General features: G+C 40.7%; 7 protein-coding genes. All 7 read right to left on the bottom strand.

The genetic code is table 11. From position 1 onward, the window contains the following. Nucleotides 1-734: 734 nt before the first annotated feature. The 7 genes from IQ229_RS06610 to IQ229_RS06580 all read right to left on the bottom strand — a co-directional run bounded on the left by IQ229_RS06610 (nucleotide 735) and on the right by IQ229_RS06580 (nucleotide 6085). Nucleotides 735-1178 carry an acyl-CoA thioesterase gene (locus IQ229_RS06610; RefSeq protein WP_194042344.1) on the bottom strand — a complete coding sequence of 148 codons (444 nt, stop codon included), beginning with the start codon at nucleotides 1176-1178 and terminating at the stop codon, nucleotides 735-737. Next, nucleotides 1178-1807 carry a TetR/AcrR family transcriptional regulator gene (locus tag IQ229_RS06605; protein WP_194042342.1) on the bottom strand — a complete coding sequence of 210 codons (630 nt, stop codon included), beginning with the start codon at nucleotides 1805-1807 and terminating at the stop codon, nucleotides 1178-1180. Before IQ229_RS06605 ends, IQ229_RS06610 begins: the two co-directional genes overlap by 1 nt. Before the next feature lie 470 nt (nucleotides 1808-2277). Continuing rightward, nucleotides 2278-2709, bottom strand: coding sequence for a GFA family protein (locus IQ229_RS06600; protein WP_194042340.1), 432 nt, complete (start codon nucleotides 2707-2709; stop codon nucleotides 2278-2280). A gap of 128 nt (nucleotides 2710-2837) precedes the next feature. Then, nucleotides 2838-3206, bottom strand: a complete 369-nt coding sequence (locus IQ229_RS06595) for a hypothetical protein (RefSeq protein ID WP_194042339.1) — start codon at nucleotides 3204-3206, stop codon at nucleotides 2838-2840. 302 nt (nucleotides 3207-3508) lie between these two features. Next, nucleotides 3509-3895, bottom strand: a complete 387-nt coding sequence (locus tag IQ229_RS06590) for a signal peptidase I (protein WP_194042337.1) — start codon at nucleotides 3893-3895, stop codon at nucleotides 3509-3511. After that, nucleotides 3885-4967 (bottom strand): galactokinase, encoded by a 1083-nt coding sequence (galK, locus tag IQ229_RS06585; RefSeq protein WP_194042335.1) that lies wholly within the window; start codon nucleotides 4965-4967, stop codon nucleotides 3885-3887. The genes IQ229_RS06590 and galK overlap by 11 nt, the downstream gene beginning before the upstream one ends. 5 nt (nucleotides 4968-4972) lie before the next feature. Continuing rightward, nucleotides 4973-6085: a M24 family metallopeptidase gene (locus tag IQ229_RS06580; protein ID WP_194042333.1), complete on the bottom strand. Its 1113-nt coding sequence runs from the start codon at nucleotides 6083-6085 to the stop codon at nucleotides 4973-4975. Nucleotides 6086-7366: the final 1281 nt, after the last annotated feature.

Here is a 7366-nt window from a genome sequence, read left to right as displayed (position 1 = left end):
GTGTAATTATTGTATATATAAGGACAATTCAGGAAAAGCTGACAATGGATAACAGCATTTGTACATACCTTTTGATGGGTACAGTGGTTTACCGAAGAGTTAGGGTCAGTTAAATTGGACGACATATAAAACTGCAATGCCTGAGTTGGACTATACCTAGTCGATTGGAGTCAGAACCGCCTTGCTGTTCAAAGTGACATAAAGTGACCAAAACTTAGAACAAGAAGTTCCCGTATATTTACGAGATCGACAATAAAAAAGTTGGCTGTTTACCCACTCAACACAATATTTGTGAATATTTGACTTTTTATATCATGTCCGCTTGATTGCTTCTTAAACCCGAATAACTCCAAAGAGTTTAAGCTACACTTCGTCTCCACTCGCCACTTGTCTACGGTACACACACAAGTCCTAAAAACCCAAGCTTGATGAGCTTTTTCTCCTTCCAATACTCTGGATGGCAATGAGAAGACAATAAGAAATCGAGCTTTTTCGACTTGTGTGTACACGCTAGCCCCCCTTACAGAGAGCGGGATTAAGGAGAACCATCAAGAAATTAGTAAGTATTTAGATTGACCCCCTCCCCATCTGCTCTTACCAAGGAGAGGTGCCACAGGCAGTGGGGTTATTTCGCATACTCATGAATAATCGGTATCATAGTCCAGATTATGTTTACACACAAACAAACCGAACAGTCTGTAAAAAATCAAAAAAAATCGAAGCATTCCTAATTATTAAATTTTCTGAATCCCTTGTTGATACTGTAAATATCTTTTTTGTAATTCCTCTGGAATAGGAATAAGACGATTATTTTGCAAACTGACAAAACCACCCTTCTGGCTAGCCACTGCTGCTAACTCATTGTTAGATAAAATTTCAGCTTGCACAGTCCACTTTAAGCGTCCTAAACCACTCAACCATAAACGTCCAATCACTCGATCAATCATCTTTATTGGACGTTTATATTCAATTTCAGTCCCAGCTAGAATTGGTGTATATCCTTGCTCAATTTGTTGATTGAGTTGCCAATGTTCATCTAAAAACTTTAGACGTAAATCCTCTAGCCATCTGATATACACAATATTACTTACAATTCCCATAAAATCAATGTCGTATGTTTTGACAGGAATTGCTAATACTACTTCGAATGGTCTGTGTAAGTTGTTATTTACTAGCATTATTTATCTTGATATTTTTTAATACTGCCCGGTCTGTTTAATGAAAGAGAAGTTTCCAAGTATTGATTCAGGTGATTAATTACCCTATGGATATGAATTGAATCTCCATATAGCTTGCTCATCATTATGCCTCCTTCCAGCGTTGCGATTATGATGGTAGCGATTTCATCAGCACTCACTTCAGAGCTAATTTCACCCTTTTCAATTCCTTTTTCAATAATTCGACAAATTAGATGCAGCCAAGAGTTCATCGCTTGTTGAGCACGTTCTCGCAACGCCGGATGAGCATCATCACTTTCCACAGCAGTATTCAGCAGTGGACACCCTCCTTTAATCGGTGGATTTTCTGCGAAGCTACTAAATACTCCAATGATTGCTTGCAGACGCTCTACTGCCTGGTGTTTGCTTCGTAATGCAAATCTAGTATGCTGCTTAATGCGAGCGATCGCAAAATCAAAAGCCTGTAGCGCGAGATCATCTTTGCTTTGGAAGTGATTGTAAATTCCTCCTTTCTGCAATCCCGTAACACGCATGATGTCTGACATTGATGAGCCTGCATATCCCTGTTGGTTAAACAGTTCGGCTGCTTGGTGGAGAATTCTACTTTTTGTTTCTTCGCCTTTGGACATTACAGCGATTTATTATAGTAGGGAATTGTGAGTTTATTGAACTAAAAATTACTGTAAATTAAAAATTACCGACCGAATAGTTTTTTATTTATATCATGATATATGCTTGTAGGTCAAGTATTTTTCAAAACCGAGTTCTGAACAAAGATTTATTCGATAAAGTAAAGCCATACATAGATTTGCACGATGGCATTTGCAGTGAAGACAATATATATAGTTAAGTAAGTTGGCACAGCGTCCAGACAATGAAGATTTCACCTGGTCATCAACATTATTAGTTTTGATGCGACCTTCACTGTAGTAATGATAAATTTTGCATCAAAATAAATTTCAGCAGCAATATTTTCAGTGGCAAGATATCAATACAAGTCTTGTTAAAGTTCATTAATGAAGGTTAAGGCATTTACCAAGGCCTTTCTGACAATAATTGCTCAGACTATCACAGATATGCTAAAAAGTAACTCCAATCTTTACGGCTCTGATGGAGGTGCAAACTGTGCAACTACCTCCGCCCCTGTCAGGCTCTTGGTTTCATTCGCAAAACAGTAATATTTGGGCTTTTCATCTATGAACATTTGATGATCGAAAACAAGACCTTCACAGCTATCGAATAGTCCAACGGGTATAAAATACTGGTTAGTTTGTTTCAATTTATAAAATAGATGGCTACCACACTTATTACAGAAGCCACGCTCTGCCCATTCTGAAGATTGATAAACTCCGATATATTCTTCACCAGAGAAGCTAACATCACTTTCACACTCAACTACTAACAAAGGTCCTCCACCCCAGTTGCGACACATACTACAATGACATGCTCCTACCTGATTACTCATACGGGTTGTAGAAACGTTTACTACTCCACACAGGCAGCTACCTTTGGCAATGCTCACATTAGACATATTTTTTCTCCGCTCCCAAAAATGCGCTCCAATTTAAAAATATGGAGTTTTGCTTTTATCGGTAGAGTGTAACTTGATGGATGGGCTTTGTACCTCAGCCCATCCTACTGCGCTTAAGTACAAACGTCTTATTTCAGTTTGCAGCTTGCAGTAAGTTCTAGATTGTAGAAAGTCCCTGATTTGGGATTAATTGAACGCAACTGCTGGATAAAAGCATTAAATGTTGTATTGCTTACGCCGAAGCCAGCTTCAGCACAAGCAGATAAGCCTCCTTCAATGGGAATAGATCCGGTTCTGGGACTATATACAATGAATTTATCGACGGTGCTATTGCCGACTGCAAACCCGATAACCTGGCGAACTGTTCGCAAAGCGGCATTATCTAAGGGGCCGCCAATACTGCCAATACTGATATTAACCGCACGACTTTCAGCAAAAGCCGGCGCACTAATCGACAATACTGCCCCGACAATCATCAAACAGCTGAACTTCTTCATTTTCTTCTCCTCCAAAAAATTGAAAAACTAATAATTAGGTTTCGACATGGATGAAGTACATCAGAGACTTTGCCATGTAAGGTTTTCAGACACTAGGGTGTGTGTAAACTACAAAATCTATGATTCTGAACTTTTGGGGATTACTTCAGCATTAGGTCTTTCCTTTTCTGAAAAATGTTAATTTCTTAAAAATTCTTTATAAAATCGCCTTTGCAGACCCTGGCTGTCTAATTGGTGTTGGTTACAGGTAATATGTGGAGTACACAGAACTTATTAGGACTAAGGTGATGACCTGCTCCCAACTAACTCTTTGACACTCCAGGCAATTCAACACTATCACCCGGCTTTGAAGGCCATCTGACAGTCAGAATAGTGCAGTCTGATTCAGCAACCCACCAATGGGACACACCTGCACACCAAAGAACATAATCACCTTCACGAGATAATAAAATTTCTCTATCTTCAAATTGCAAGCGAAATTCTCCGTCAATGAGAATTGAAAGCGTAGCAGCTTGGTTATTTACTGCCCATTCAGTTCTACTTTCACCTGCTTTGTGAACAGCCCATTTTACTTCTAGCATTTCCGTGGAACGCGGATCATCTTCAGGGGTGATAAAGTGACCTATGAACCATCCCCAACGATTTACACCTTCAACTCCTGCGTTTCCATAAACAACTTTAGGCTGCATCACTTAACTCCAAGGAAGGAACCAAAATTTGTCCGTTGTAACCGGCTTGCTTGTATTGTTCAAGGATATGGGTTGAAATATCTCTTCCTTCACCAACCGCAACCAAAGCTACACAAGCACCACCAAAACCAGCACCTGTCAGCCTTGCACCATAAACTCCTGAAGTTTTTTGCAACAATTGGACTAGAGTATCCAGCGCAGGTACGGACACTTCGTAATCATCCCTCAAACTGGTGTGAGATGCGTTCATCAATTCGCCAAAGCGCTCAGATGTTACTCCCTGCAATACTTCCAAGACGCGGTTATCTTCTGTAACCACATGACGGGCACGACGGCGTAGAGGTTCGGGTAGTTTTTCTGTTACTTCAGCACCAGTAATATCTCGTAGTGCCTTAACTCCTAGCGATCGCGCCGCTTCTTCACACTCAGCCCGGCGCTGGTTATAACCGCTAGTGGCAAGGGTGCGAGGTACACCGCTATCAATAACCAAAATCTCTGCATTCTCAGGTAAAGGCATCACCCGGCGTTCTAAAGTTCGAGTATCTAAAAACAAGATATGTTCAGTATCAGCCAAGCTAGAAGCCATCTGATCCATGATGCCGCACTGCACGCCAGCATAATGAATTTCTGCTTGCTGGGCAAATTGGGCGATTTCAACATCATCAATAGGAAGATTCAGAAGTTGGCGTAATGCCCGCAGCGTTGCCACTTCCAAAGCCGCGCTGCTAGACAAACCTGAACCCATCGGAACCGATGATTTGACGTACACAGAAAGCGATGGTATTCTGTGTCCTGCTTTTTGCAAAACCTCAATACAGCCAAAAATATAACTGGCAAATCCAGACGGGGAATGGTTTATATCTAAAATGCTCACTTGCTCGTTGAGATTTTCCGAGTAAAAGTGATGATGGCGATCGCTACTCAAACCTAGCTCTACCGTCGTAGATTGAGGAATCGCAGTTGGCAGAACGAAGCCATCGTTATAGTCAGTATGTTCGCCTAGTAAATTTACTCTTCCTGGCGCAGTGGCTTCAGTTTCAGGTGGTTTACCGAATACTTGTTGAAAATCCATAATTTTTAATTGTACAAAGGTACGGGGCGTAACCTTCCTTCTACCTCAACATTAGGAAAATTTGGATCGAAAGTCAGATTTTCCAACTTTCCATCGTTGAGAATCACAAAAGTATCTTCAACCTTTGCCCCCGGTAAACTGGGATTCCAAGCAACAGCAATGCCTTCTGTCAAAATATCAGTAGTAGTTGGATTTGCGACGATTTCTCGCGCTAAATATCCAGTGGTTCCTCCTTGGTGATGTTCGCGGATCGCATTAGGAAATCCATGCTGCTCATAAGCCTGAGCTAGGGCGTGATAAACTGCATCGAGACTGGTTCCGGGTTGGCACAAATTTAAAACTACTGCTTCTATTTCGCGCACATGGGAATGCAATTCGGCCCGTTCGTCTGAAAGTTTACCAAAACAAACAAATCGAGTCAGATTTGCATACAAACCGTAACCTCTAGCGCAAAACACTAGCATTGCTTGCTGCCCAATCTGTTCTCCGGTAGCTGTAGCATGACGGTATAGCGGTAAACGCCTCTCACCCGCTACTAGTGTCAGCGCTGGGTGCAGCCCTTGTGCCCATAACGCCTCTGCACCTGCACCCGCTAACTGATATTCTGTCCAAGTTGGCTTGGCGGCTTTGAGTACCTCTGTCATTGCAAGGCTCGCTTTTTGCCCAACTTGACGATATCGCTCTAATTCACTTGACATCATTACCCGTTTATGTTTTTGCAGAGTTGCGGGTAACGGCTGTTCTAAATTGGAGATGGGGCGTTCGCGCTTCGCGTTGTCGAAGACATCGCTAATTACTTTTCCGCCGCCAGTTACATCGCGAACAAAAGACTCACGGGCAGCATAATCAGCCCAAGGGTTGACATACACCTTAAAATTAGCTGGCAGTTCTTCATCCTTAAGACGCTGGGCTTCAATTTCATCCGTCAATACCCAAGCCTCGTCTGTAGTTACTAATACTTCTGCTACACCAGTTTCAGCAGTAAGTAGTACGGTATTAGAAGCACCAGCCGTTGCCCAAGCAAACCAGTCTGTACCACGCAAACGCAAGCCTTGCACTTCAGATTCACGCAAGGTTTGCCCGATCAACTCTAGCTTTTTGGAGACTTCCTCGTTCATAGAAAATTAGTAACCACAGATGAATACAGATCATTATGAGATTTATCTGTGTTTATATGCGTATGTCTGTGGTTTGAGAAAAACGTGGCTACGGTATTATATCGAGTTTGGCATTTCAATATTTACAACCACTACTGATAATCCCTTCGCCTTCTTCTCTGGTAAAGCATCATTAGCAAATATACCCACTTCGCCCCAATATCCTTACTATTATCTATATCTAGATGTAGGGTGCGTTGCGCTGACGACAATGCACCTCAAATGGTTGACAGTGCGTTAACCTACGGTATAATGCACCCTACATCTACTCTTCTAATAGAACCTACAAATCAAATCACAACTTTATATCGTGATTAACCTGTTGTAACATTACCTATCAGATTGTCTAGTTTACCTAAAACTTTCTCTTGCCATGCTTTTTCAATTGAGTGTTTAACAAGTCGTGTAAGTGCCGTTGTTCAGCAGCATCAAACCATATTTGAAACGCAAATATTACATCATTACGAAATCCTGAACCTTTAAGAGACATACACTTATCCCAAAGAGGTTTTCGCCCCCTACTTTCTGTTGGAATTAAATACCAAACAGTCTGGAGTACAAGCAGCAAAAATGTAAAAACTCAAAAATTTAAATTTCTCTAGTTACTTAGAAATGTGTATTAGCAATTACAAATTAACTTAACATCGGGTAACTCTTGTAGGAGAACCGCACATTGAGCCAAGGTAGTTCTCAAGAACGATGTAATCATCAATAAATTTTTGAAATTATAAAAGCGCAGTAGCTACAAAGACATCAAAAAAAGCCCATGAAATCCCAAGAGACTCAAAAAAAATAACAGAAAATCATGTTCCCCTGCCAAAGAACCCACCTAACGACATGAATGCTCAAGAATCTGATAAATCTGAGCCTATGACTCAGGTACAAAAGGATAATGTAATCACCAACCAGAACTTATCCAATCCACTAGCTCGCTATGGGTTTACTGTGGTTATATTGGCTACTTTCTTATTTGTTGTCGCCCTTTACTACGGAATTATTAACCCCTAGTAATTTCTCTAACTTAGGTTGCAAAAAAGTATGAATACTTGGTATTGTAGCTTACCAATACCTTCGTAAACTTGAGCTTGATTTTTTGTTTAATTTTGCTAAAAAAATTATCATCATGTCACGTGTTTACAAAAAGTTAAGCTCATTTTAATAAAAAAAATAGTAAAATTCGCAGCTTTGAGACTGTATTTAAGACTGTATTTAAGACTACAAGTTCATTTAATACAAATATCG

The organism is Nostoc cf. edaphicum LEGE 07299 (assembly GCF_015207245.1).
Taxonomy (GTDB): domain Bacteria; phylum Cyanobacteriota; class Cyanobacteriia; order Cyanobacteriales; family Nostocaceae; genus Nostoc; species Nostoc edaphicum_B.
Note: the sequence above shows the minus strand (reverse complement) of the source record. Positions and strands in the feature narration are given on the sequence as shown.

Bases quoted from the DNA above. Each gene is read 5' to 3' on its own strand.
- IQ229_RS06610 (WP_194042344.1), bottom strand. From the start codon at position 1,178: ATGCTAGTAAATAACAACTTACACAGACCATTCGAAGTAGTATTAGCA.
- IQ229_RS06605 (WP_194042342.1), bottom strand. From the start codon at position 1,807: ATGTCCAAAGGCGAAGAAACAAAAAGTAGAATTCTCCACCAAGCAGCC.
- IQ229_RS06600 (WP_194042340.1), bottom strand. From the start codon at position 2,709: ATGTCTAATGTGAGCATTGCCAAAGGTAGCTGCCTGTGTGGAGTAGTA.
- IQ229_RS06595 (WP_194042339.1), bottom strand. From the start codon at position 3,206: ATGAAGAAGTTCAGCTGTTTGATGATTGTCGGGGCAGTATTGTCGATT.
- IQ229_RS06590 (WP_194042337.1), bottom strand. From the start codon at position 3,895: ATGCAGCCTAAAGTTGTTTATGGAAACGCAGGAGTTGAAGGTGTAAAT.
- galK (WP_194042335.1), bottom strand. From the start codon at position 4,967: ATGGATTTTCAACAAGTATTCGGTAAACCACCTGAAACTGAAGCCACT.
- IQ229_RS06580 (WP_194042333.1), bottom strand. From the start codon at position 6,085: ATGAACGAGGAAGTCTCCAAAAAGCTAGAGTTGATCGGGCAAACCTTG.